Raw genomic sequence first — 23,884 nt, 5'->3', positions numbered from 1 at the left:
CGGGTCAGGCGGTGAGCCGGGCGAATCCCTCGGCGATCCGGTCGAGTTCGCCGGCGAGGTGCGGCAGCCGGGTGGGGTCCTCGGCGGTCAGCGCCGCGGCCTGCTGCTCCTCGTCGCCGTAGAGGAGGCTGGTGGCGGCCTTGAAGCGGAGGGCGTGCGGATCGTCGCCGAGCAGGTGGCCGGCCAGGACGACCAGCCCGGACTCCTCGAGCAGGGCGGTGGCCAGGGACGCGGAGCCGGTGATGCCGCGGGCCGCGAGCCGGTCGCGCAGCGGGCCGAAGTCCGGGTAGACGTAGAAGCCGGCGGTGGGCGGGCGGCAGGCGGCGCCCGCGTCCACCGCGATCCGGTGGACGGCCCGGGCGACCGCGCCGTGCAGCCGGGCGGCGGCCCGGATCCGGCCGGTGATCTCGGGCGGTTCGGCGTACGCGTACTCGGCGACGGCCTGCATCGGTCCGGCGAGGGTGGACCACAGTTCGCTGGCGGCGGCCAGCACGCCGTCCCGCAGCCGCTCCCCCGTATCGCCCTCGGGGAAGCGTGCGACGCCGATCCGCCAGCCGCCCAGGCCCAGGGTCTTGGACAGGCCGCTGGTGACGACGGTGCGTTCGGGGGCCGCCTCGGCGGGGCTGAGGAAGGGGGTGCGGTCGGGGTCGTGGACGAGGTCGCGGTAGATCTCGTCGGCGGCGATCAGCAGGTCCTCCTCCCGTGCCAGCGCGGCCAGTTCGCGCACCAGGGCGGGCGGGGCGAGGGTGCCGGTGGGGTTGTCGGGGAGGGTGAGGATCAGCAGCCGGGGGTCGGCGCCGGCGGCGCGGGCGGTGCGCAGGGCGGTGCGCAGCGCGGCGGGGTCGGGGACGCCGCCGCACTCGGGCGGGACCGGTACGCCGATGACGCGTTTGCCGGCGTAGCGGGCCTGCGGGGCGTAGGTGTTCCAGGCGGGGGCGGGCAGCACGACGTCGCCGGGGACGGCGAGCTGAAGGGCCATCAGGAGTGGTTTGCTGCCGGGCGCGACCACCACCCGGTCGGCGGTGGTGGGGAGCCGGCGGCGGGTGAAGTAGCCGGCCACCGCCTCGCGGACGGCCGGGCCGCCGGCCACCGGCCCGTAGGCGGTGCGGGCCGCGCCGGCCGCGAGCCGGGCGGCGAGCTGCGGCAGCAGCGGCAGCCGGGCCTCGCCGAACGCCAGGTGGACCAGGGACTCGCCGCGCGCCCGGCGTTCGTCGACGAGCTGGTTGAGGGCCAGGTTCGGGGAGGGTGCGGGGGTCATCGCGGGGTCCCTTCGGGGGCGGTGCCGGCGCGGACCGCCGCGGCGAGGTCGGCGGGCGTGGCGGGGTCCAGCTCCAGGTCGTCGAGCCAGGCGGCGGTGGCGGAGTAGCGGGCCCGGAACGGCCGGCCGACCAGCGACGGCTGCCGGGCCTGGAGCATCCGCAGCCGGAAGAACGACCCCTCGGGGGTCTCCTCCACACCGTCCACCACGACCTTGCCGGGGGTCGCGGACATCACCGGGCCGCGGACGGTGCGGGCGAGTCCGGGCAGGGTGCGGTAGGCGTCGGCGAAGATCTCCGCGGCGCGGGCGAGCGGCACCTTGAAGTAGTCGTAGGGGCCGGTGTCCCGTTCGACGAAGAGGTAGTACGGGACGGCGCCGGCGGCGAGTTCGGCCCGCCACAGCGCGTTCCAGGTGGCGGCGTCGTCGTTGACGCGGGCGATCAGCGGGGCCTGGCAGTAGACCACGGCGCCGGTGGCGCGGATCCGGGCCAGCGCCCGCCGGGCCAGGTCGCTTTCGAGTTCGCGGGGGTGGCTGAAGTGGGCCATCACCGCGAGCTGCCGCCCGGAGGCCACCACCTGTTCGAAGAGGCGCAGCACATCGTCGGCGTCCGGGTCGGTGGTGTAGCGCTGCGGCCAGTAGGCGACGGATTTGGTGCCGATCCGGATCGTGCGGACCGTCGCCACGTCCAGCAGCGGTTCCAGGTGGCCGCGCAGCCGCTCGGTGGACATCACCATCGGGTCGCCGCCGGTGACCAGGACGTCGTGGACCTCGGGGTGCGCGCGCAGGTAGCCGAGCAGGCCGCCGGGGTCGGGGGCGGCGAACCGCAGGTCGGCGTCACCGATGAACTGCGCCCAGCGGAAGCAGTAGGTGCAGTAGGCGTGGCAGGTCTGGCCCTGGCCGGGGAAGTACAGCACGGTCTCGCGGTACTTGTGCTGGAGGCCGGGGACCCGCGCGCCGTCCAGGGTGGGCACGTTGAGCTCCTGCTGCCCGGAGGGGTGCGGGTTGAGGCGGGCCCGGATCTCCTGGACGGCCTCGCGCAGCAGCGGCCGGTCGGCGGGGTCGGCGGAGAGTTTGGCGAGCCGTTCCTCGTCGTCGGCGGGGAGCATGCCGCGCTGCGGGAAGGTGAGCTGGAACATCGGGTCGCCGGGCACGTCGTCCCAGTCGATCAGCTCGTCCAGCACATAGGAGTTGACGCGGAACGGCAGGACGAGGGAGATCCGGCGGACGGTCTCCCGGATGTCGTCGGGCAGCCCGTGGCGGGCGGCGATCTCGTCGAGGTGGCGGGGTCCGTACGCGCGGAAGCGGTCCGGTGCCGGCTGCCCGGCGGTCATCGCCGGTCACCTCCGGTCCGGCCGGGCTTGCGGTAGAGGTCGTCGCCGAGGACGAGGAAGTCCAGGTCCATGGCGCGGAACGCGGCCACCGCGTCGGCGGCGGTGTTGACGATGGGTTCGCCCTTGTCGTTGAAGGAGGTGTTGAGCAGGACCGGCGGGGCGCCGCGCCGTGCGAGGGTGTCGAGGACCGCGCCGACCGCGGGCGCCTCGTCGCCGTGCAGGACCTGGGGGCGGGTGGTGCCGTCGATGTGGACGACGCCGGGGGCGACCTCGCGGCCGAGGTCGGTGGCGCGGGCGGCGCCGAGCATGTAGCGGCTCAGGTGCTCCTGCTGCTCCCAGAGGCGGGCGCCGTAGTCGCGGCGGGTGACGCCGGCGAAGGGGCGCCACTGCTCGCGGTTCTTGACGCGGTTGACGCGGGTGTTGACCTCGGCGGTGTCGGGGACGGCGATGATCGAGCGGCGGCACAGGGCGCGCGGGCCGACCTCGGCCCGGCCCTGGGCGACCGCGCCGATGCGGCCGTCCATCAGGAGGGTGGTGAGGGTGTCGGTGTCGAGGTCGGTGCGGAGCAGTCCGGTGGTGTCCGGGGCGGGCGGGCGGCCGGTGTGGTCGGGGCCGTGGATGTCGGTGCCCTGGTAGGGGCTGAGCGGGGTGGTGTGGTGGCGGGGCGGGCGGACGGTCCAGGCGGCGCCGAGCGCGACGCCGGCGTCGTGCGGGACGGGCGGGACGTAGAGCGGGCCGGGGAGGGTGCCGTTGGTGCTGCAGTTGAGGGCGACGCCGCCGCTGAGGCACAGCTCCTCGACACCGGCCGCCTTGCGGGTCAGGGCGGCGAGGTGGGTGACGGTCTCCTCGACGACGCGCTGGGCGGTGTAGGCGACGAGGACGGCCTTGGGGTCGTCGGCGAGGGCGTCCTCGGGCGCGGTGGGGCCGTCGGCGCCGGCGATCTCGGTGTACCGCGCGCGCCAGCGGCCGACGACGGTGTCGTACTGCTCCTTGATCTCGTCGGCGGTGGCGGTGCCGTGGTGTTCGGTGAGCGGGGCGACGGCCATCCGGAAGTCGTCGGCGGTGAGGTCCACCAGGGATTCGGTGGCCAGGCCGGCGGCGCGGCCGTAGGCGGCCAGGCCCATGGTCTTGCCGGCGTTGAGGAACGAGAAGCCGAGCCAGGTGGAGGCGGCGTCGTAGGCGTAGCCGAGCGAGGCGGTGCGCTGCCAGCTGCGCTCCAGGCGGGGTTCGGCGCCGTCCTCGTAGGTCCAGACGGTGGAGGACTCGTTCTCGCCGTGGCCGTCGATGACCAGGACGCCGGCCTTGCGGAACGGTGAGGCGTAGAACGACGAGGCGGCGTGCGCCTGGTGGTGCGGGACGCGGACCACCTCGGGGGTGCGGGGGCCGAAGTCCAGGCCCACGGCGTAGGCGAGGAAGTCGGCGTCGGAGGCGAAGCGGCGCGGGTAGAGCTGCTCGCTGTCCCAGCCGAGGGCGACCACGTCGATGTCGGCGGGGGTCAGGCCCGCCTGCGCGAGGACGAAGCGGGCGGCGCTCATGGGCTTGCGGTAGAGGGAGTGGCGGCGGCGGTTGAGGCGCTCCTCCTCGGAGAAGGCGACGATCCGGCCGTCCTGGTCGATGAGGCAGGCGGCGCTGTCGTGCCAGCCGGTGGGCGGGGCGTTGACACCAAGGATCCACATGACGTGACGCGTCTCTCTCTTCGTGGGCGGTGGGCGGTGGGCGGTGGCGGGCCGGGCCGTTACGGGAGGGGGGCGAGGGTGTGGCGGACGGCGGCCTGGGCGCGGTCCAGGGCGGTGGCGCAGTCGCCGGGGGTGTCGCCGGTGGCCAGGAGGGCGGCCAGGCGGGGGACGATGCCGCGCGGCGGGAGCAGCAGGCGGGTGCCGGGGGCGGCGAGCGGGACGGCCCGTTCGATGCCGGGCACCTCGGCGGCGGCGGTCAGGTCCAGGTGGCGGACGGTGCCGTCGCGGTCGGGGTAGAGGAAGCGGACCTCGGCGCAGCGGTCGCGGGTCGCGGTGAGGTCCGGGGTGCGTCCGAGGGCGATCTCGGCGGCGGCCAGGACCGGGTCGAGGCCGGTGGCGAGGGCGCCGAGCAGCGGGATGAAGTCGCCGCCGAGGCGGCCGTTGACCTCCACGACGCGGGGGCCGCCGGCGGTGAGGCGGAGTTCGGTGTGGGTCAGGCCGGTGCGGATGCCGAGCGCGGTGTGGGCGTCGGCGACCACCGCGCGCACCTCGTCGGCCCAGGGTTCGTGGCGCCAGGGGGCGACCAGGTGGCCGGTCTCCTCGAAGTACGGGGCGAAGCCGAGGCGTTTGCGGGCGACGTTGACGACGGTGGTCCGGCCGCCGGTGACCGCGCAGTCCACGCTGATCTCCGGCCCGTCGAGGTATTCCTCCACCAGCGCGCCGTCGAGGGCGCCGAGTCCGGGGAACGCGGCGGCGACGGCCTGTTCGTACGCGCGGGCGGCCTCGTCGGGGTCGTGGGCGAGGGTGACGCCGATGCTGCCGGCCAGGGCGCGGGGTTTGACCACGGCGGGCGCGCCCAGTTCCGCGGCGGCGGCGCGGGCCCCGTCCGCGCCGTGGACGTGGCGGAAGCGGGCGGAGGGCACACCGGCGCGCTCCAGCAGCCGGCGGGTGGTGAGCTTGTCGCGGCAGCGGCGGACCGCCTCGGGGCTCATGTGCGGCAGGTTCAGCCGCCGGGCGGTCTCGGCGGTGGTCGTAAGCAGCGCCTCGTCCCAGGTGAGGACGGCGCCGGGGCCGGGGTGGCCGGCGAGCAGGGCGGCGGCGGCCCGGGTGGTGGCCGCCGGGTCGGTGGTGTCGGCGGTGCGGAAGCGGTCGGCGACGTACCGGCGCTGCCAGCCGGGTTCGGCGGGCTGGACGAGGGCGGTCTCGCCGTGCGCGGCGAGGGTGTCCAGGGCGTACTCGCGGTAGGGCGGGTTGCCGCAGCCGATGACGACGAGCCGGGCCGGGGCGGCGGGGTCGACGGGCTCGCAGTCCAGGACGGCGGTCCGCAGGGTGCGGTGGACGGCGGCGGTGACCTCGGCGGTGCCGCCGCCGCGGAAGCGGAAGCGGGCGCCGGCGTGCTCGTAGCCGCCGCCGGTGAGCAGCGCCCCGGCCTCGGGCACGGCCCGCGCGTACGGGCCGCCGTCGGCGGGGACGGCGGGCGGGGTGCGGACGCGGCAGGGCATCGGGACGGACGGCGGGACCAGCAGCCAGCCGGCGGTCTCCGCGGGCGGGCCGGCGGGAAGGGCGGGCGGTTCGGTGCCGGCCTGGTGGGCGCAGGCCACCGCCATCAGGTCGATACCGTGCACCTCCCGCCAGACGAAGGGGACTTCGGCGCCGCCGGGGCGGGCGCCGATCTCCAGGACGGTCAGCGTGCCGTCGTCGCCGACGAAGAGTTCCAGGTGGAAGACGGCGGGGCCGGTGAACAGGGCGCGGGCGGTGGCGGTGGTGATCTCCTCGGCGGCGGCGAGGAGTTGGGGGTCGTCGGACTCGACGGAGGCCAGGGCGGTGCCGGCGGTGAACTCCAGGCAGGTCGTCAGATAGCGGGAGGCGCGCCAGGGGCCGAGGCGGTCGCCGGTGAACACGCCGTCCACGTGCGCGATGGCGTGCGGCAGCCAGGGCTGGACGAGCATCGCGCGGTCGGCGGGGAAGGTGTAGCGGGCGAGGTCGGCCGGGGAGTCCAGGCGGGTGATGCCGGCGCTGGCGGTGCCGCGGCGCGGTTTGACCAGGACCGGCCAGCCGTGCCGGGCCGCGAAGGAGGTGACCGCGGCCGGTCCGGGGGCGTCCTCGGTGGGCGGGACGGGGATGCCGGCGTCCGCGAGCCGGCGGGCCATCAGGAGTTTGTCGCGGAGCGGGGCGAGGTCGGCGCCGCGCTGGCCGGGCAGGCCGAAGGTTTCGCGGAGGTCGGCGGCCAGGTCGAGGTCGGTCTCCTGGAGGGCGACGATCCGGGTGACCGGCCCGGCCCGGTCGGCCAGCTCGTCGATCGCCTCGCGGACCGCCTTGGCGTCCTCGGTGCTCTCCACGATCCGTATCCCGGCGGCCTGTTGGACGGGCAGGTGGCGGGCGGCGGCCTCGGTGGTGACGTAGCTGACGCGGTGGGCGGTGTGGTCGAGGTAGGCGGCGTAGTCGGCGTAGCGGTCGGTCCAGCGGTGGAGGACGAGGACGTGTTCGGGCACCGGGGGGCTCCTGGGGCGAGGGGGCGCGGGTGGGGCGGGGCGGCCGGGCGGCGGGCGGGCCGGATGCCGGTGGGGCGCGGCACGGCCAACCTCCTTGTCAAGGAAGGGAGTTGGCCGGACTGGGGGGTGTTGCGCCCGGTCAGTGCTGTGCGGCGGCGGCCAGCAGGGTGTCGTGCATCCCGGTCAGCAGGGCGGCGCAGGCGTCGCGGCCGAGGTCCTTGACGCTGAGCCGGACGGTCAGGTCGCGGTCGCTCTCCAGGGCCCGGGCGTAACACCGCGGGCCGATGGTGGTGAAGGGCTCCTCCCAGGTCAGGACGGGTTCCGCGGCGGAGGCCGGGGGGCGGGGGGCGTCGAGGGGCGAACCGCCGGGCAGTGTCACGTAGTTGAAGGCGCAGGTGGGTTCGGGCGCGTCGGGCAGGCTCGCGCGCAGCCGGGCGACGGCGGTGACGTCGTGCATACCGTGCCGGACGGCGCCCAGCGCGCTCCAGTGGACGGCGTCGGCCAGGGTGACGAGGTCGGTGCGGCGGGCCTGCTCGATCAGCGCCGGGACCCACTGGTTCATGGAGGTGACCAGGTCCTTCCAGCGGCCGCCGAAGCGGTTGGCGCTCATCAGCTGGACGAGCAGGGTGTCGGCGTCGCAGCGGGTGGCCACGGTGTGCGCGTAGGCGGCCAGGACGACGCTGGAGACCGAGACCCGGGCGCGTTCGGCGATCGCGTGCGCGGCGGGGCGGGCGGCGGCGGAGCGCAGGGTGGCCTGGACGGTGGTGCCCTCGGCGCCGGGGGTGCGGGGCAGCGCCACCGAGGGCGCGCGGCCCAGGAGTTGGGCCCAGTGGTCCAGGGCCGCGGCCTGGCGGCGGAGTCCGGCGGGGGTGTGCTGGTCGGCGGCGAGGTCGGCGGGTCCGGGCGGGACGGGCCCGAGGGCGCCGGGGTCGCCGAGCGCCTGGCGGAACTCGCGGTGCAGGAGTTCCTGCGCCCAGGCGTCCGCGGCGATGTGGTGCTTGGCGAAGAGCAGGTGGGTGGGCTCGCCGCGGCGGGTCAGCAGGCGGGCGCGCCAGCCGTGGTCGCGGCGGAGGTCGAACGGGCCGGCGGCCAGGCCCTCCGCCAGGGCGTCAGGGTCGCCGGGCGCCTCCTCGGCCGCCAGGGCGGGCAGCTGGTCGTCGAAGTGCTCGTCGGGCGGCAACTGCCGTGGTGCGGCGGCGTCCTGGACGTCGTAGCGGGTCCGCAGGGACGGGTGCCGGGTGACGATCGCGCGCAGTGCGGTGCGGGCCCGGCGGGCGGTGGTGCCGGGCGGCAGGGGCCAGGCCGCGGCGTTGTTCGGCTCGTGCCACCGCGGGGCCGGCAGGTCCCTGATGTCGTGCCACACCGAGAGCTGACCCAGCGACAGCGGTCCTGCCTCGGACATTCAGATCCCCCATGTCGCATTTTCGTGATGCGGAAGGTGAGTTCCATACAGAGGTGACGCTGCCATAAACCGTTGAACGTGGCAAGGAGTTGCCCCGGCGTCGAAGTGATCTACCTCACAGCGGCGCGACCGCGAAGACATGAGAGCCTGAATGCCACTTCCCGGAATCACCTTTCCAAATCCCGGAACGGGCGGGCGGGATTTCCACCGCAAATCTCCTGGCCTGCCCCGGTTTCGCTCCGGACCATCGTGTGTGAACGCCACAGGGGGGCACCAGCAACGTGAGTCAGCAGCCGCACACCTCCGCCGACGCCGCCGCGGCCGTCCGCCAGGACTTCCTGCACTCCTTCCTCCTCGATCCGGCCCGGCACTCCCCCGACGCCCCGGCCGTCGTCGAGTCCCCCGGGGCCGGCCGGACCACCGTCACCAGCTACGCCCAACTCACCGCCCTGACCAGCCAGTTCGCGGACGCGCTGACGGCCCTGGACCTCGAACCGGGCGCCCGGGTCATCCTGGAGGCGGACGCCGGCGCCGAGGCCATCGCCCTCCTCCTCGCCTGCTCGCAGGCCGGCCTGGTCTTCGTCCCGGTCAGCCCGCAAACCCCGCGCCCGCGCCTGGACCTGCTGCTGGAGACCGTCCGACCCGCCCTGCACGTTCAGGAGTTGAACGGATCGCGGAGCGACCTGCCGCGTCCCCTCGGCACCGCGCGCTTCGGCCCCGGCGGGCTGACCGTCGAGCGCGCCCCCGAGACCGGTCCGCCCCGCCGCCGCACCCCGTGCCCCACCGACCCCGCCTACATCATCTTCACCTCCGGCACCACCGGGCGGCCCAAGGGCGTGGTGATGAGCCACCGCGCGGTGGTCGCCTTCTACCGCGGCATGCTGGCCCACGGGATCGCCGGGCCCGGCGACCGGATCGCCAGCACCTCACCGCTCCAGTTCGACTTCTCCCTGCTCAACATCGGCCTGGCGCTGGGCAGCGGCGCCGCCGTCGTCCCCGTACCGCCGTCCCTGGTGCGCTGGCCCCGGCACCTGCTGCGGGTACTGCGCGAGACCGGCGCCACGCAGGTCAACGGCGTCCCGTCGATCTGGCGGCAGGTGCTGCGCCACGAGCCGCGCCGGCTGGCCGCGCTGACCGGGCTGCGCGGGGTGCTGTTCTGCGGCGAGGAGTTCCCGCTGCCCGAACTCCGGCACCTCCAGGAGCTGCTGCCGGCCGCCCGGATCGTCAACTGCTACGGCGCCACCGAGTCCATGGCCTGCTCCTTCGCCGACGTCCCCAACCCCCTGCCGGAGGGCACCGAACGGCTCTCCATCGGCGTCGCCCACCCCGGCGCGGAGATCCTCCTCGTCGGCGCGGACGGCCGCGTCATCGTCGAGCCCGGGGTGCCCGGCGAGATCCATCTGCGCAGCCCCGCCCTGTTCTCCGGCTACTGGGACGACCCGGAGGCCACCGCCGCCACCCTGGTGCCCGACCCGCTCTGCCCGCAGTCCGGCCAGCGGGTGCTGCGCTCCGGCGACCTCGCCGTACGGCGCCCGGACGGCACCTACGCGTTCGCCGGACGCACCGACTCGCAGGTGCAGATCAACGGCAACCGCGTCGAACTCGGCGAGGTGGAGCGGCGGTTGGCCGACCACCCCGCGGCCACCGCGGCCGCCGCGCTGCCGCTGCCGCTGCCCGGCGGCGGCCTCCAGCTGGCCGCCTTCGTGGTGCTCGCCGAGGACGCGCCCCCGGCCGGCGCCGGCGACCTCCGGGCATTCTGCGCCGAGTCGCTGCCCTCCTACATGGTCCCCCAGGAAATCCGGCTGGTGGACCGGCTGCCGGTCACCGCGCACGGCAAGGTCGACCGGGCCGCGCTGGCCGCACAGGCCGCCGAGGACGCCGGGGCCGCGCCGGACACCGCGGACGCCGCCGCCGGGGGCGCCCGGTGAGCGGAGCGGACGGGCGCGCGGCCGTGCCCGCCGCCGACCTCCCGGAGAGCCGGCTGCGGACCTTCCTCCGGGTGCGGGCCGGCGGGCTGCCCGGCGCGTTCTGGGTGCTGTGGGGCGGTTCGCTGGTCAACCGGCTGGGCGCGATGGTCAATCCGTTCCTCAGCCTCTACCTCACCGGCGTCCGGCACGTCCCGCTCGCCACCGCCGGGCTGGTGCTGGCCGTCGGCGGCGCCGGCTCGGTGATCTCCCAGCCGCTCGGCGGCTACCTCGCCGACCGGTTCGGCCGCCGGGCCGCGCTCACCGGCGGCATGCTGGCGAACGGCGCGACGCTGCTCGTCCTCGGCCACGCCCGCAGCCTGCCGGTGCTGGTCGCGGCCTGCTTCGTACTCGGCATCACCCTGGACCTGTTCCGGCCGGCCGCCCAGGCGCTGGTCGCCGACGCGGTGCCGGCCGCCGATCGCACCCGCGCCTACGGCCTGCTGCTGTGGGCCATCAACCTCGGCTTCTCGGTCGCCATGGTGCTCGGCGGCTACCTCGCCGCGCACGGCTTCGGGCTGCTGTTCTGGCTGGACGCCGGGGCCTGCGCGGTCTTCGGGGTGCTGGTGTGGCTGGCCGTCCCGGAGACCCGGCCGGCCGGCCGCGAGCGCGCGGCCGGCGGCTTCGGCACCGTCCTGCGGGACCGGGTGATGGTGGCGTTCGCCGGGATCATCGTGGTCTACGCGGTGGTCTTCCAGCAGGCGTTCGCCACCCTGCCGCTGGCGATGAAGGCCACCGGCATCTCCAGCGGCGGCTACGGCGCGGTGATGGCGGTCAACGGCCTGGTCGTCATCGCGGCCCAGCCGCTGATCGGCCACCGGCTGGACGGCCGCGACAAGAGCCGGGTGCTGGCCACCGGCTTCGCCGTCGCGGCGGTCGGCAACGCGGTCGCCGCCACCGCCGCCTCGGCCCCCGTCTACGGCCTGGCGGTCGCCGTTTCCACGCTCGGCGAGATCCTGGTCTTCGCGGTCACCGCGGCCGTCGTCGCCGACCTGGCGCCGCCCGCGCTGCGCGGCCGCTACAACGGCCTGATCGGCATGGCCTGGGGCACCGGCTTCCTGATCGCCCCGGTCGCCGGCACCCGGCTGCTGGCCCTCGGCCCCGTGCCCCTCTGGCTGAGCTGCGCGGCGCTGGCCCTGCTGGCGGCGCTGGCCCAGCTCGCGCTGGCCCCGGCGCTGCGCCGCCGCCCGGCCGCCCGCTGACCCGCGAACCGGCCCTGCCCGCAGCATCGGACCTCCCCGCCCTTGGAAGGAACCCCCGTGCCCGCCACCCCCCGCAGGAAAGTGCTGCTCCTGGAAGCCGATGTCGCCGCCGGCGGCGATCTGCTCGCGGCCGCCGCCGCCCTCGGCGCGGACGCGTACGTGGCCACCCGCGCGGACCTCTACGCGCGCTACCGCCCCGAACTCACCGGCCGGATCGCCGGGACCGCGTTCACCGACTTCGCCGACCCGGAGGCCGCCCTCGCCGACCTCACCGCGTTCGGCCGGCGCACCGGTATCGACGGGATCGTGCCCTGCTGGGAGTTCCTCACCCCGCTCGCCGCCCACCTCGCCGCCGCGCTGGGGCTGCCCGGCCACCTCCCCGGAACCGCGCCGGCCGGCCGCAACAAGCGGCTGATGGCCAAGGCGTTCGCCGCGCACGGCGTGCCCGCCCCCCGCACCGTCAGCGCCCCGGACCCCGACACCCTCGCCCGCCGCGCCGACGCCGCCGGCCTGGGCTACCCGCTGGTCGTCAAGCCCGCCGAGGAGGCCGCCTCGATCGGCGTCTCGGTGGTGACCGCGCCAGGCGAACTGCCCGCCGCCGCCCGGCGCGCCCGGACCGGACCGCGCAAACTCCCGCACGGCATCCCGCTGGACACCGCCGTCCTCGCCCAGGAGTACGTCGCCGGGCCGGAGTTCAGCGTGGAGACCGTCCTGACCGACGGCGCCGTCCACCACCTCGCGGTCACCGAGAAGTTCACCACCGGCGGCGCCCGGCGCGCCGAACTCGGCCACACCGTGCCCGCCGCACTGCCCCCGGACACCCGGGCCGCGGTGTACGGGGCGGCCACCGCCGCGGTGACCGCGCTCGGCCTGCGCAACGGCCTCGCGCACACCGAGCTGAAGCTGGACCCGGCCGGCCGCCCCGTGGTCCTGGAGGTGGGCGCCCGGCCGCCCGGCGACCACATCATGCGGCTGGTGCGCGAGGCACTGGGCATCGACATGGCCCGCGCCCACCTCCAGGCCGTCCTGGGCGACCGCCCCGATGTCACCCCGCGCCGGGACGCGGCCGCCGCGATCCGCTTCCTGACCGCCCCGGAGGCCGGGACGCTGCGCTGGGTCGGCCTGCTGCCCCGCGGCCCGCACATCGTCGAGACCGCGCTGACCAAGCTGCCGGGCGACGCGGTCGGCGGGCCGGACGACAACCTCTCCCGGATCGGCCACATCATGGTGCGCGCCGCCTCCCCCGCCGAGGCCAGCGCGGCCGCCGACGCGGCCCTGGCGTCGGTCGCCGTCGAACTCGCCACCCGCTGGTAGCCCCGGCACCCGGGCCCGGATCCCCGGGTCTGCTTCCCGCGGCCCGGCGGCGTAACGTCAGCACTGTGCCGCGGCCGACAGCAGGTGCGCCATGACGCCCCGCGGGACCGGGGAGGTCCCTCTGGGGCGCGCGCTGCTGCGGGCGATGCGGGAGACCGGCGCGTCCGGGGCGATGCTCTACGAGCTGGCGCCCGACGCCCCGGTGCTGCGGCTGGCCGCGCTCAGCGGTATCCCGCCGCCGGTGCTGGACCCCTGGAAGCGGATCGCGCTGGCCGCGCCGCTGCCGGTCGCGGTGGCGGCCCGCCGGCGGCGGCTGGTCTGGGCGGCCGGCCACCAGCAGCTGGCCCGGGAGTTCCCCCGTACGGCGGTGGCGCTGCCGTACGACTTCGCGCTGGGCGCCGCGCCGCTGACGGACGGCAGCGGGTGCCTGGGCGCGGTGGTGCTGGTGTGGCCGGCCGGTCACCCGCCGGAGCTGTCGGAGGCCGAGCGGACCGCGTTCGAGACCGCGTGCCGGCGGCTGGCCGGGCTGCTGCCCACCGGCGGCGCCCCGGACGGCCCGCTGGTGGTCGTGCCGCCCCCCGCCCGCGAGGTCGGCGCCGACGAGGCGCTGGCCGCGGTGGACTACGTCGAGCGCCTGCCGGGCGGCGGCTGCGCGCTGGACCTGGAGGGCCGGATCACCATGCTCTCCACCGGCGCCGCCGAGCTGCTGGGCGTGGCCACGGCCCGGATGCTGGGCCGCCGGCCGTGGGAGGTGCTGCCGTGGCTGGCCGGACCGGTCTTCGAGGACCGCTGCCGGGCCGCGGTGATCAGCCGCCGCCCGGTCTCCTTCACCGCCCTCCGGCCGCCCCGGCAGTGGCTGGCGTTCCGGCTGTTCCCGGACGGCCGCGGGGTGAGCGTGTGGATCAGCGCCGATGAGGAGCGGGACCCGGTGGCGCGCCGGCCGGCCGAGGCGCTGCCGGTGCGGGCGGCGCAGATGTACCACGTCCTGCACCTGGCGGCGGCGCTCACCGAGGCGGTCGGCGTCAAGGACGTCACCGACCTGTTCGCCGAGCAGATCGTGCCGGCCTTCGGCGCCCACGCGATGCTGATGTACGCCGCCGAGGCCGGCCGGCTGCGGACGATCGGCCAGCGCGGCTACCCCCCGGAGGCCGTGGAGGCGTACGAAGGGGTCCCGCTGGGCACCGCGAACAGCCCGACCGTGCGCGCCCTGGCCACCGGCGAGCCGAGTTTCTACACCTCGGCGGAGGAGACCGAGCGGCACTTCCCGGGGCTGGCGAAGCTGACCGGGATGGCGGCCCGCGCGGTGCTGCCGCTGATCGTCTCCGGCCGCCCGGTCGGCTGCTGCGTGCTGGCGTACCGGCATCCGCGGACCTTCACCCCGGAGGAGCGGCAGGTGCTGACGTCGCTGGCCGGGCTGATGGCGCAGGCGCTGGACCGGGCGTTCCTCTACGACACCAAGCAGCAGCTGGCGCACGACCTCCAGGCCGGGCTGCTGCCGCACCGCCTGCCGCCGGTCCCCGGCCTGGCGGTCGCCGCGCGCTATCTGCCGTCCACCCGAGGGATGGACATCGGCGGCGACTTCTACGATCTGATCCGGCTGGACGAGCACCAGGTGGCGGCGGTGATCGGGGACGTACAGGGCCACAACGCGGCGGCCGCGGCGCTGATGGGCCAGGCCCGCACCGCGGTGCACGCGTACGCGACGGCCGGCGCGGCGCCGGGCGAGGTGCTGGCGCGAACCAACCGGCTGCTGGCCGATCTGGGCCAGGACCTGTTCACCAGCTGCCTCTACGTCCACCTCGACCTGCGCAGCCATCTGGCGTGCCTGGCCAGCGCCGGCCATCCGCCGCCGGTGCTGCGGTACCCCAGCGGGCGCACCGAGGTGCTGCGGACGCCGCCCGGGCTGCTGCTGGGCATCGCGCCGGACACCCGCTACGCGGCCACCACCATCGTGCTGCCGCCCGGCGCGCTGCTCGCCCTCTACACCGACGGGCTGGTGGAGCGGCCCGGCACGGACCCGGACGAGGGGGTGGCGGCGCTGGCCGCCGACCTCGCCGCCGCCCGCTGCACCGACCCGGACGCGCTGGCCGACGCGGTGCTGTCCCGGCGCGGCACCCGCACGGAGCGGCGGGACGACGTGGCGCTGCTCCTCCTCGCCCCGGACGGGCCGAAAGCGTCGCACGTCCCGCAGGCAGCGGACGGTCCGGAGGCATCCCGCGGCCCGGACCGAGCAGACGGAAAAGCAGACAGAGAAGCGGACGGCGAAGCAGGAGCCGCGGGCGCGGACCGCGCTGGGGAGACGGAAGGGGACGGATGAGCGAGGCAGCGGGCGGGGCGCGGCCGGACACCGAGGACGCGGCGTACCCGGCCCGGCGGGCGGCGCACTGCGCGGGGCTGCCGGACCTGGACGCCGCGGTGGCCGGGTGCCGGGCCTGCCCCCGGCTGGTGGCCTGGCGGGAGCGGGTGGCGGCCGAGCGCCGGGCGGCGTTCCGGGACTGGGACTACTGGGCGCGGCCGGTGCCCGGCTTCGGCCCGCCGGACGCGTCGCTGGCCGTGGTGGGCCTGGCGCCGGCCGCGCACGGCGGGAACCGCACCGGCCGGATGTTCACCGGTGACGCGTCGGGGGACTTCCTCTTCGCGGCGCTGCACGAGGTGGGCCTGGCCTCCCAGCCGACCGCGACGCACCGCGACGACGGGCTGGAGCTGTACGGGGTGCGGGTCACCGCGCCGGTGCACTGCGCACCGCCGCAGAACCGCCCGACCACCGGGGAGCGGGACACCTGCCGCCCCTGGCTGGAGGCGGAGCTGCGGCTGCTGGCGCCGCGGCTGCGGGCGGTGGTGGCGCTGGGTGGGTTCGCCTGGCAGACGCTGTGGCCGGTGCTGGGCGCGGCGGGCTGGGCGGTGCCGCGGCCCCGCCCGGCGTTCGGGCACGGCGCGGAGGCGGTCCTGCCGGCGGCCGGGGACCTCGGGGAGCTGCGGGTCCTGGGCAGCTACCACCCGAGCCAGCGGAACACCTTCACCGGCACCCTGACCCGGGAGATGTTCGTCGGGCTGCTCACCCGGGCGCGGGAGCTCGCCGGGCTGTGAGGCGGGGCCGAACGGACCGGGAGCCGGACGGATCGGGGGCCGCACGGATCGGGAGCCGCACGGATCGGGAGCCGCACGGATCGGGGGCCGGAACAGCACGGGACCAGTAGCCTCATACGGGGTAAATGACCCATATAACGCATTCGGTCGGCAGAGACGGAACCGCGCAGATGGTGGAGTTCGAGGAGCACGCCCAGGGCGGGCGGCGGGCGCCGCTCGACATCGCCGAGGCCGCGCTGGTGCTGTGCGACGCCGCGGGCCGGGTGGAGAGCTGGCCGGACACCGCCGAACGGCTGCTGGGCCACCCGGCCGCCGACGTCCTGGGCCGGCCGGCCGCCGAGGTGCTGGACCCGGCCGACGCGGCCCGGCTCCCCGCGCTGGCCGCCGCCTGCCGGGCGCACGGCGGCTGGAGCGGCCCGCTCACCGTCCGCCGCAAGGACGGCGCACGGGTCGGCGTCCTGGCGCAGCTGGCCCCGGTCACCGACCGCGCGGGCGCCGGGCACTGGCTGGCGGTGGCCACCGAGCAGTCGCCGTTCCCGGGGTGGGAGATGAGCCGGGCGGTGCTGGAGCGGATGCTGACGCAGACGCCGGTCGGGATGGCGGTGGTCGACACCGATCTGCGGTTCGTCTGGTCGAACCTCGCGCTGGAGCGGTTCGGCGGCGGCCCGGCGCGCGAGCGGATCGGCCGCCGGCTGGCCGAGATCCAGCCCGGTATCGACGCCGAGAGCCTGGAGGCGCAGATGCGGCGCGTCCTGGAGACCGGCGAACCGGTCCTGGGCTACGAGCACATCGGCCGCCCCCGCTCCGAGCCCACCCAGGAGCGCGCCCACGCCATGTCGTTCGTCCGGCTCGACAACGGCGACGGCCGCCCGATCGGCGTCTGCTACACCGTCATCGACATCACCGAGCGCTACCGCAGCCGGCAGCGGCTGCTCCTGCTGGACCGGGCCGGCACCGCCATCGGCCGCACCCTGGACGTCACCCGCACCGCCCAGGAACTGGCCGATGTCGCGGTGCCCGACCTCGCCGACTTCGTCGTGGTGGACCTGCTGGACTCGGTGATGCGGGGCGGTGAGCCGCCGACCGGGCCGCCCGGCGCGACGGACCTGGTCGCGCTGCGCCGGGCCGGCCAGCAGTCGGTGCGGCCCGGTATCCCCGAGGCGGTGGTCGCGGTCGGCGACCTGGCGGCGTACCGCCCCGCGTCGCCGCCCATCCGGGCGCTGACCGACGGCCGGTCGTGGCGGGCCGAGCGGCTGGACCCGGACGGCGCGGAGTGGGCCCCGGAGGTCCCCGGCGGACGGCGCCGCCGGCTGCTGGCCCAGGGCCTGCACACCGCGATGGTCGTGCCGATCCGGGCGCGCGGTACGACGATGGGCGTCACCAGCTTCTTCCGGGCCGCGCGCGGGGAGCCGTTCGGCGCCGACGATCTGCGGCTGGCCGAGGAGTTCGTGTCCCGGGCCGCGGTCTGCCTGGACAACGCCCGCCGCTACACCCGCGAACGCGACGCCGCGCTCACCCTCCAGCGCAGTCTGCTGCCGCAGGGCGACGTGGAGCAGAACGTCCTCTCCCTGGCGACGTGCTACCGCCCCGCCGACGAACTGGCCGGCGTCGGCGGCGACTGGTACGACGTGATCCCGCTGTCCGGGGCGCGGCTGGCGCTGGTGGTCGGCGAGGTGCGCGGGCACGGCATCGGCGCGATCGCCACGATGGGCCGGCTGCGGACCGCGGTGCAGACCCTCGCCGCCCTGGACCTGCGCCCGGAGGAACTCCTGGCCCGCCTGGACGACCTGGTCAGCCGGGTCTCCGAGGAGGGCGGCCAGGGCGCCGGCACCGGCGCGGTCGGCACCAGCTGCCTGTACACGGTCTACGACCCGATCGGCCGCTGCTTCACCCTGGCCAGCGCCGGGCACCCGCCGCCGGTCCTGGTCGCCCCGGACGGCACCGCCGCGTTCGCCGACGTGCCGGTCGGGCCCGAACTCGGCGTGAGCGGGCTGCCGTTCGAGGCCGTCGAGGTGCCGGTGAAGGAGGACAGCGTGCTCGCGCTGTACACCGACGGGCTGCTGGCCGGCGCGGACTCCCCGGCCGGCGGGCCGCCGGCCGAGCGGCTGCTGCGCGCGCTCACCGCGCCCGGCGCCGCCCTGCACACGCTGGGCGAGTCGGTGCTCGGCGCGCTGGTGCCGCCCCGGCAGCGGGACGATGTGACCCTGGTGCTGGCCCGGACCCGCGGCCTGGACCCGGACCGCCTCGCGTCCTGGGAACTGGCCGCCGACCCGGCCGTGGTGGGCCGGGCCCGCGAGCTGGCCGCCGGGCAACTGGCCGCCTGGGAGCTGCCGGATCTCACCTTCACCACCGAACTGGTCGTCAGCGAACTGGTCACCAACGCGATCCGGTACGGCTCCGGGCCGATCCGGCTGCGGCTGATCCTGGAGCACACCCTGATCTGCGAGGTGTGCGACGGCTCCAGCACCGCGCCGTACCTGCGGCATCCGCGGACCACCGACGAGGGCGGCCGGGGGCTCTTCCTGATCTCGCAGTTCACCCACCGCTGGGGCACCCGCTACACCCCCGACGGCAAGGTCATCTGGGCCGAGCAGCTGCTCGCCTGACCGGCCCGGCCCCGCTCCCGGCCACCCCGCTCACCCGGCCTTCCCGGCCGCCTGCTCCTCGGCCCTGGCCCGCGCCGCCGCCGCCCGCTCCGCGTCGCCCTCGCGCTCCGCCAGCCGGGCCTTGGCCGCCCAGTTGTACGGGCAGACCGGGCGCAGCCGGCTGCGTTCGCTGAGCAGCGCGCGGGCCAGGTCGTGGCGGCCGGCCCGGAGCGCGGCCTCCACCAGGGTGCGCTGCACGGCGTCGCGCTGGGCGTGGCTGCCGCCGAACTCGTGCAGCCGGTACCGGACCGGCAGCAGCAGATCGGCGGCCGCGCCGAAATCGCCCCGCCCGTAGGCGAGCAGGGCCCGGCAGACCGGCAGGCCGATGTCCGCGGTCATCGCGCGGTTGGCGGCCGGGCCGCCCGGCGGGGTCGCGGCCAGCCAGCGCTCGCGGTCCCGGATGAGGTGCGCGGCCCGGTCGAGGCGGCCCGCGCCGACGTACGCCATCACCGCGTGCGCGTCGTTGAAGGCGTAGTGCGGGCCGTCGTCCCGGCGCTCCCAGGCGTCGGCGAGCGCGGCCCAGCGGGCGCCTTCGTCGCTGCCGGCGAGGTACAGGCGCCACAGCAGCGCGGCGGCGTTGACGAGTTCGAGGGCGCCGTCCTCCGCGTTCGCGTCGTGCAGCACCGAGTCGTAGATCTCCAGGACGCGGCGGGTGTCGCCGCGCTCCAGGGCGTAGAGCGCGTAGTGCCACCAGGTGTGGCCGGTGAGCAGGGTGCCGGCCGCCCAGTCGCCGGTCCGGGCGTCCAGGAAGCGGATGCCGTCGGTGAACCGCCCGCGCATCTCGTAGGTGTGCACCACGCCGTGGATGCCCCAGACGTCGTCGGGGCGGCGTTCCAGGGCGGCCAGGCCGGTCTGCTCGGCGTGCTCGTAGTGGCCGTTCTCCTCCAGGCCGAAGGTGTACATGCCCAGCAGCGGGCCGTAGTGCGGATCGTCCTCGTCCCAGGCGTCCAGCGCGCCGCCGATCCGGTCCCGCAGCCGGGGCGCGTCGCCGACGAGGAAGTCCAGGTGGTGGCCGGCGAAGAGGGCGAGCAGATCGCGCGGGTGGGCCAGCGCGGTCTCGTCGAGGATCCGTCCGGCGGTGCGGTAGTCGCCGTCCAGTCCGGCCGCCGCGGCGGCGAGGTGGGCGCGCTCGCGCGGGGTGAGGCGGCCGGGGTCGCAGTCCGCGCGGAAGGCGGTGAAGGTCTCGCGGGCGGCCGCGGCGGCCCGTTCGTCGGTGGCCAGGACGCCCAGCTGGGCGGCGAGCGCGTGGGCCATCGGCGAGCGGGGCGCGGCGGCCAGCGCCGCGCGCGCCGACTCCTCGACGCCGGGCCGGAAGAACACCAGGTCGTCCAGGGCCTGTTCGTAGTGGCCGAGGGCCTCGGGGCCGGTGTCGGTCAGCGCGTGCCCGTGGCGGTCGGCTGTCATGGTGGCTCCTGCGGGTAGGGGGGTGCCGCCGGACCTGCGGGTCCGGGGATCCAGCGGTCCGGATCCACGGCCCCATAAGTACCCCGCTCGCCCGGCTCCGCCCCGTCTCTCCAGGAAAGGTCCGTTTATGCTCCCTCTGGACGGCATCACCGTGGTCGCGCTCGAACAGGCGGTCGCGGCGCCCTTCGCCACCCGCCAGCTCGCCGACCTCGGCGCCCGGGTCATCAAGGTCGAACGCCCCGGTACCGGCGACTTCGCGCGCGGCTACGACGAGACCGTGCGCGGGATGTCCAGCCACTTCGTCTGGCTCAACCGCAGCAAGGAGTCCATCGCCCTGGACGTGAAGGACCCCGGGGACGCCGCGGTGCTGCGGCGGCTGATCGCCCGGGCCGACGTCTTCGTGCAGAACCTCGCGCCGGGCGCGGCCGAGCGGCTGGGCCTGGGCGCCGAAGCGCTGCTGGCGGACCGTCCGCGGCTGGTGGTGTGCGCGGTCTCCGGCTACGGCACCGGCGGCCCGTACGCCCACGCCAAGGCGTACGACCTGCTGGTGCAGTGCGAGGCCGGGGCGATGTCGCTGACCGGCACCGAGCGGGAACCGGCCAAGATCGGCATCCCGGTGGCCGATATCGCCGCCGGGATGTACGCCTACACCGGCATCCTGACCGCGCTGTACGAGCGCGAACGCACCGGCCGCGGCGGCGCGTTCGAGGTGTCGATGCTGGAGGCGCTGGGCGAATGGATGGGCTACCCGGCCTACTTCACCCGCTACGGCGGCACCGTCCCGCCCCGCTCCGGCGCCGAGCACGCCGCGATCGCGCCGTACGGGCCGTACCGCGCGGCGGACGGTACGCGGATCTTCCTGGGCGTGCAGAACGAGCGCGAGTGGGCCGCGTTCTGCGCGCGGGTGCTGGAACTGCCTGAACTAGCCAATGATCCGCGGTTCGCCCGGAACTCCGCGCGGGTCGCGCACCGCGACGCGCTACGCGCGCGGATCGAGGAGCGCTTCGCCGGGCTGGCGGCCGAGGAGATCGAGCGGCGACTGGCCGCGGCCCGGATCGCCCACGGGCGGCTGCGCGACGTCGCGGAGTTCACCGCCCATCCGCAGCTCGCCGCCCGGGACCGCTGGCGCACCGTGGACTCCCCGGTCGGCCCGCTGGAGGCGCTGCTGCCGCCGGTCACCGCCGCCGGCCGGGAGCCGCGGATGGACCGGATCCCGGCGCTGGACGAGGACCGGGACCGCATTCTCGCGGAACTGGCCGGTACGGAAGGGGACATGGCGGGGTGAACCGGCCGGCCGGCGGCAACGGGCCGGTGCCGCGCCTCTGGCCGGACGCCGCGCGCGGCAGGACCATGTCGGCCGTACGCCGCGTCCGCACGCCGCGTTACCGAAAGGAGCCCCCATGGGCAGACCCCTCGCCGCCCGCGGCCGCCCGGCCCGCCGGCTGCCGCTGACCGCGCTGCTGGCGCTGGTCCTCGGGCTGTGCGCGGTGCCCGCGCCGCCCGCCCGGGCCGCGGCCGCACCGGCCCCGCCCGCCTCGGCCGTCGACGCCTACTGGACCGCCGGCCGGATGGAGTCCGCCCGGCCCGTCGCGGTGCCCGGTCCTCCGGCCGCCGCCCGGCCCGCCGCGGCCGCGCCCGTCCCGCCCAGCCATCCCTTCGACGGCCTGCCGCAGGTCGGCACGTTCTTCTGGACGGACGCCACCGGCACCGGCCGGTTCTGCGGCGGCACGGTCGTCCGCAGCCCGCACCGGAACCTCGTCGTCACCGCCGGGCACTGCCTGCGCTCCCCCGACCCGAGGAAGTACCTGGCGTTCGTCCCGCAGTACCACGACGGCCTCAAACCGCACGGCATCTACCCGGTCGAGCGGATCTACCTCGACCAGCGGTACTACGACCTCGGCACGGACGGCGGCGCCCGCTGGGACTACGCGGTGGTCCGGGTCGGCCCCCGGGAGGACGGCGCCCGCGTCCAGCGGGTCACCGGCGGCTTCGACCTGCTGCCCTACCCCGGCTACGACCACCCCGACGTGCGGCTCATCGGCTACCCCGGCAGCAGCGACGCCCGCTACCCCAAACCGCTGGACTGCTCCTCGTCCACCCACCGCTACACCAGCACCGACCCCGCCGCGCCCGGCGACTTCCTGGAGATCGCCTGCGCCGGCTACATCGGCGGCACCTCCGGCGGGCCGTTCCTCGTCCGGGACATCGGCGGCTACGCGCTGATCGGCGTGATCGGCGGCTACCACACCGGCGGCGACACCCCCGACGTCTCCTACAGCTCCTACTTCACCGCCGACCTGCTGCTGCTCTACCTGCACGCGGTCCGCGGCGACACCCCGGCGGCCCCGCGCACCACCGCGTAACTCCCCTGCCCGCGACGATCGTTCGCCTGATCTTCATCCGCTGGACGCGGCCGAGTCCATCCGGCCGCTCCTAGGGTTACCGCGCTCCCTCCCCGTACCCCCGCGACCGAGTCCGGAGGACCGTCATGACCGCAGTCACGGCACGCAAGCGCACCCGGCGTCCCCTCACCGCGCTGGCCGGCGCCGCGGCCCTCGCCGCCACCGCGGCCGGCCTGTGGGCCACCACCGGCACCACCGCGTCCGCCCAGGCGGCCGCGCTCCCGGCGCCCGACCACATCGTGGTGGTGGTGCTGGAGAACAAGGCGTACAGCCAGGTGATCGGCGCCTCCGGCGCGCCGTACCTGAACTCCCTCAAGGCGGGCGGCGCCGTCCTCACCCAGTCCTACGGGCTGACCCACCCCAGCGAGCCCAACTACTACATGCTGTTCTCCGGCGCCGCCCAGGGCCGCACCGACGACAGCTGCGTCCCGGTCGGCTCGATGTCCGCGCCCAACCTCGCCTCCGAACTCCTCGCCGCCGGCCAGAGCTGGGCGAGCTACAACGAGGGCCTGCCGGCGCAGGGTTCGACGGTGTGCAGCAGCGGCAAGTACGCCCAGAAGCACAACCCGTGGTTCGGCTTCTCCAACGTCCCGGTGAACACCGCCAAGACCTTCGCCCAGTTCCCCTCCGACTACAGCACCCTCCCCAAGGTCTCCTTCGTCATACCGGACCTCTGCAACGACATGCACGACTGCTCGGTGGCCACCGGCGACACCTGGCTGAAGGAGAAGCTCGGCGGCTACGCCGAGTGGGCCAAGACCCACAACAGCCTGCTCGCCGTCACCTTCGACGAGGACAACCGGCTCTCCGGCAACCGCATCCCGACCCTCTTCTACGGCGCCCACGTCGCCCCCGGCAGCTCCAGCGCCACCACCTACAACCACTACAACGTGCTCCGCACCCTGGAGGAGCTGGCCGGGCTGTCCGCCCACGCCGGCAACGCCGCCTCGGCGTCCGCGGTCACCGGCATCTGGAACTGACCGCCGGTGTACCTCGCGGACTCCCGCACCGCCCCCGCCGCCCCGGACCGCACCGGCCCGGGGCGGCGCCCCGCGGTGCCCGGCACCGTCCTGGCGCTCGGCGCGGTCAGCCTGATCACCGACATCTCCGCGGAGATGATCACCGCGGTGCTGCCGCTGTACGTCGTCACCGCGCTCGGCCTGTCGCCGTTCGGCTTCGGCGTGCTGGACGGGGTGAACAACGGCGTCGGAGCGCTGGTCCGGCTCGCCGGCGGCCATCTCGCGGACGGCGGCGGCCGCCGCCACAAGGTGGTGGCCGGCCTCGGTTACGGCCTGTCGGCCCTCTGCAAACCGCTGCTGCTGCTCGCCCACGGACTGCCCGCGATCGGCGCCGTCCTGGCCGCGGACCGGGCCGGGAAGGGCCTGCGCACCGCGCCCCGGGACGCGCTGATCTCGCTGGCCACCCGGCCCGAGCACCGCGGCCGGGCGTTCGGCGTGCACCGGGCCATGGACACCGCCGGCGCGCTGCTCGGCCCGCTCGCCGCGTTCGCCGTGCTGCGGATCGCCGTGGACGGCTACGACGCGGTGTTCACGGTCAGCGGCTGCGTGGCCGCCCTCGGCGTCCTGGTCCTCGTCCTCTTCGTCCCCGCCCGCACCCCCGCCCCCCAACCCACGCCAGGCACCACCCCCCCCACATTCCGCACCTCCCTCGCCCTCCTCCGCCACCCGCCCCTGCGCCGCCTCACCC

Annotated in this window: 16 protein-coding genes; 10 read left to right on the top strand and 6 right to left on the bottom strand. The window is 76.1% G+C overall.

Annotated elements, in window-relative coordinates; translation table 11 throughout:
- Positions 1-4: 4 nt before the first annotated feature.
- The 5 genes from ADL22_RS19695 to ADL22_RS19675 form a co-directional block, all read right to left on the bottom strand.
- Positions 5-1,258 (bottom strand): pyridoxal phosphate-dependent aminotransferase, encoded by a 1,254-nt coding sequence (locus tag ADL22_RS19695; protein WP_066981110.1) that lies wholly within the window; start codon positions 1,256-1,258, stop codon positions 5-7.
- On the bottom strand, positions 1,255-2,589 hold the full coding sequence (locus ADL22_RS19690) for a KamA family radical SAM protein (RefSeq protein WP_066981108.1): 1,335 nt from the start codon (positions 2,587-2,589) through the stop codon (positions 1,255-1,257). The genes ADL22_RS19695 and ADL22_RS19690 overlap by 4 nt, the downstream gene beginning before the upstream one ends.
- The gene (locus tag ADL22_RS19685) at positions 2,586-4,265 is read right to left on the bottom strand and encodes a carbamoyltransferase C-terminal domain-containing protein (protein WP_066981106.1); all 1,680 of its coding nucleotides are present in this window, start codon (positions 4,263-4,265) and stop codon (positions 2,586-2,588) included. The genes ADL22_RS19690 and ADL22_RS19685 overlap by 4 nt, the downstream gene beginning before the upstream one ends.
- A gap of 59 nt (positions 4,266-4,324) precedes the next feature.
- Positions 4,325-6,757, bottom strand: a complete 2,433-nt coding sequence (locus ADL22_RS19680) for an ATP-grasp domain-containing protein (RefSeq protein ID WP_066981103.1) — start codon at positions 6,755-6,757, stop codon at positions 4,325-4,327.
- Between the two features lie 139 nt (positions 6,758-6,896).
- Positions 6,897-8,159, bottom strand: a complete 1,263-nt coding sequence (locus tag ADL22_RS19675; protein ID WP_066981100.1) for a condensation domain-containing protein — start codon at positions 8,157-8,159, stop codon at positions 6,897-6,899.
- A 281-nt stretch (positions 8,160-8,440) separates the two neighbouring features.
- Between ADL22_RS19675 and ADL22_RS19670 the strand changes: the two genes are divergently transcribed.
- The 6 genes from ADL22_RS19670 (at position 8,441) to ADL22_RS19645 (ending at position 18,332) form a co-directional block, all read left to right on the top strand.
- Positions 8,441-10,087, top strand: a complete 1,647-nt coding sequence (locus ADL22_RS19670; RefSeq protein WP_066981097.1) for an AMP-binding protein — start codon at positions 8,441-8,443, stop codon at positions 10,085-10,087.
- Positions 10,084-11,325 (top strand): MDR family MFS transporter, encoded by a 1,242-nt coding sequence (locus ADL22_RS19665; RefSeq protein WP_079064274.1) that lies wholly within the window; start codon positions 10,084-10,086, stop codon positions 11,323-11,325. Before ADL22_RS19670 ends, ADL22_RS19665 begins: the two co-directional genes overlap by 4 nt.
- Before the next feature lie 57 nt (positions 11,326-11,382).
- On the top strand, positions 11,383-12,639 hold the full coding sequence (locus ADL22_RS19660) for an ATP-grasp domain-containing protein (RefSeq protein WP_066981090.1): 1,257 nt from the start codon (positions 11,383-11,385) through the stop codon (positions 12,637-12,639).
- Between the two features lie 91 nt (positions 12,640-12,730).
- Positions 12,731-14,956 (top strand): SpoIIE family protein phosphatase, encoded by a 2,226-nt coding sequence (locus ADL22_RS19655; RefSeq protein ID WP_079064272.1) that lies wholly within the window; start codon positions 12,731-12,733, stop codon positions 14,954-14,956.
- Positions 14,953-15,726, top strand: coding sequence for a uracil-DNA glycosylase (locus ADL22_RS19650; protein WP_066981087.1), 774 nt, complete (start codon positions 14,953-14,955; stop codon positions 15,724-15,726). The genes ADL22_RS19655 and ADL22_RS19650 overlap by 4 nt, the downstream gene beginning before the upstream one ends.
- Before the next feature lie 170 nt (positions 15,727-15,896).
- The gene (locus ADL22_RS19645) at positions 15,897-18,332 is read left to right on the top strand and encodes a SpoIIE family protein phosphatase (RefSeq protein ID WP_066981085.1); all 2,436 of its coding nucleotides are present in this window, start codon (positions 15,897-15,899) and stop codon (positions 18,330-18,332) included.
- A 30-nt stretch (positions 18,333-18,362) separates the two neighbouring features.
- Here the strand turns inward: ADL22_RS19645 and ADL22_RS19640 are convergent, their stop codons facing one another.
- On the bottom strand, positions 18,363-19,775 hold the full coding sequence (locus ADL22_RS19640; RefSeq protein WP_066981082.1) for a tetratricopeptide repeat protein: 1,413 nt from the start codon (positions 19,773-19,775) through the stop codon (positions 18,363-18,365).
- A 127-nt stretch (positions 19,776-19,902) separates the two neighbouring features.
- Here ADL22_RS19640 and ADL22_RS19635 point away from each other — a divergent pair, with 127 nt between their 5' ends.
- From ADL22_RS19635 to ADL22_RS19620, 4 genes are all read left to right on the top strand, one after another.
- On the top strand, positions 19,903-21,060 hold the full coding sequence (locus tag ADL22_RS19635) for a CaiB/BaiF CoA transferase family protein (RefSeq protein WP_066981079.1): 1,158 nt from the start codon (positions 19,903-19,905) through the stop codon (positions 21,058-21,060).
- A gap of 115 nt (positions 21,061-21,175) precedes the next feature.
- Positions 21,176-22,138: a trypsin-like serine peptidase gene (locus ADL22_RS19630; RefSeq protein ID WP_107116343.1), complete on the top strand. Its 963-nt coding sequence runs from the start codon at positions 21,176-21,178 to the stop codon at positions 22,136-22,138.
- A gap of 125 nt (positions 22,139-22,263) precedes the next feature.
- Positions 22,264-23,157: an alkaline phosphatase family protein gene (locus ADL22_RS19625; protein WP_066981076.1), complete on the top strand. Its 894-nt coding sequence runs from the start codon at positions 22,264-22,266 to the stop codon at positions 23,155-23,157.
- Between the two features lie 6 nt (positions 23,158-23,163).
- On the top strand, positions 23,164-23,884 hold a 721-nt coding region (locus tag ADL22_RS19620), incomplete at its 3' end, for an MFS transporter (RefSeq protein ID WP_159048692.1).

It is taken from the genome of Streptomyces sp. NRRL F-4489 (assembly GCF_001509485.1).
Classification (GTDB): domain Bacteria; phylum Actinomycetota; class Actinomycetes; order Streptomycetales; family Streptomycetaceae; genus Streptomyces.
The sequence above is the reverse complement of the archived record's forward strand: the minus strand, read 5'-3'. Positions and strand labels throughout refer to the sequence as shown.

Excerpts from the sequence above, each read along its gene's own strand:
- ADL22_RS19650 (WP_066981087.1), top strand. The coding sequence starts at position 14,953 with ATGAGCGAGGCAGCGGGCGGGGCGCGGCCGGACACCGAGGACGCGGCG.
- ADL22_RS19675 (WP_066981100.1), bottom strand. The coding sequence starts at position 8,159 with ATGTCCGAGGCAGGACCGCTGTCGCTGGGTCAGCTCTCGGTGTGGCAC.
- ADL22_RS19690 (WP_066981108.1), bottom strand. The coding sequence starts at position 2,589 with ATGACCGCCGGGCAGCCGGCACCGGACCGCTTCCGCGCGTACGGACCC.
- ADL22_RS19630 (WP_107116343.1), top strand. The coding sequence starts at position 21,176 with ATGGGCAGACCCCTCGCCGCCCGCGGCCGCCCGGCCCGCCGGCTGCCG.
- ADL22_RS19685 (WP_066981106.1), bottom strand. The coding sequence starts at position 4,265 with ATGTGGATCCTTGGTGTCAACGCCCCGCCCACCGGCTGGCACGACAGC.
- ADL22_RS19635 (WP_066981079.1), top strand. The coding sequence starts at position 19,903 with ATGCTCCCTCTGGACGGCATCACCGTGGTCGCGCTCGAACAGGCGGTC.
- ADL22_RS19645 (WP_066981085.1), top strand. The coding sequence starts at position 15,897 with ATGGTGGAGTTCGAGGAGCACGCCCAGGGCGGGCGGCGGGCGCCGCTC.
- ADL22_RS19655 (WP_079064272.1), top strand. The coding sequence starts at position 12,731 with ATGACGCCCCGCGGGACCGGGGAGGTCCCTCTGGGGCGCGCGCTGCTG.
- ADL22_RS19625 (WP_066981076.1), top strand. The coding sequence starts at position 22,264 with ATGACCGCAGTCACGGCACGCAAGCGCACCCGGCGTCCCCTCACCGCG.
- ADL22_RS19640 (WP_066981082.1), bottom strand. The coding sequence starts at position 19,775 with ATGACAGCCGACCGCCACGGGCACGCGCTGACCGACACCGGCCCCGAG.
- ADL22_RS19695 (WP_066981110.1), bottom strand. The coding sequence starts at position 1,258 with ATGACCCCCGCACCCTCCCCGAACCTGGCCCTCAACCAGCTCGTCGAC.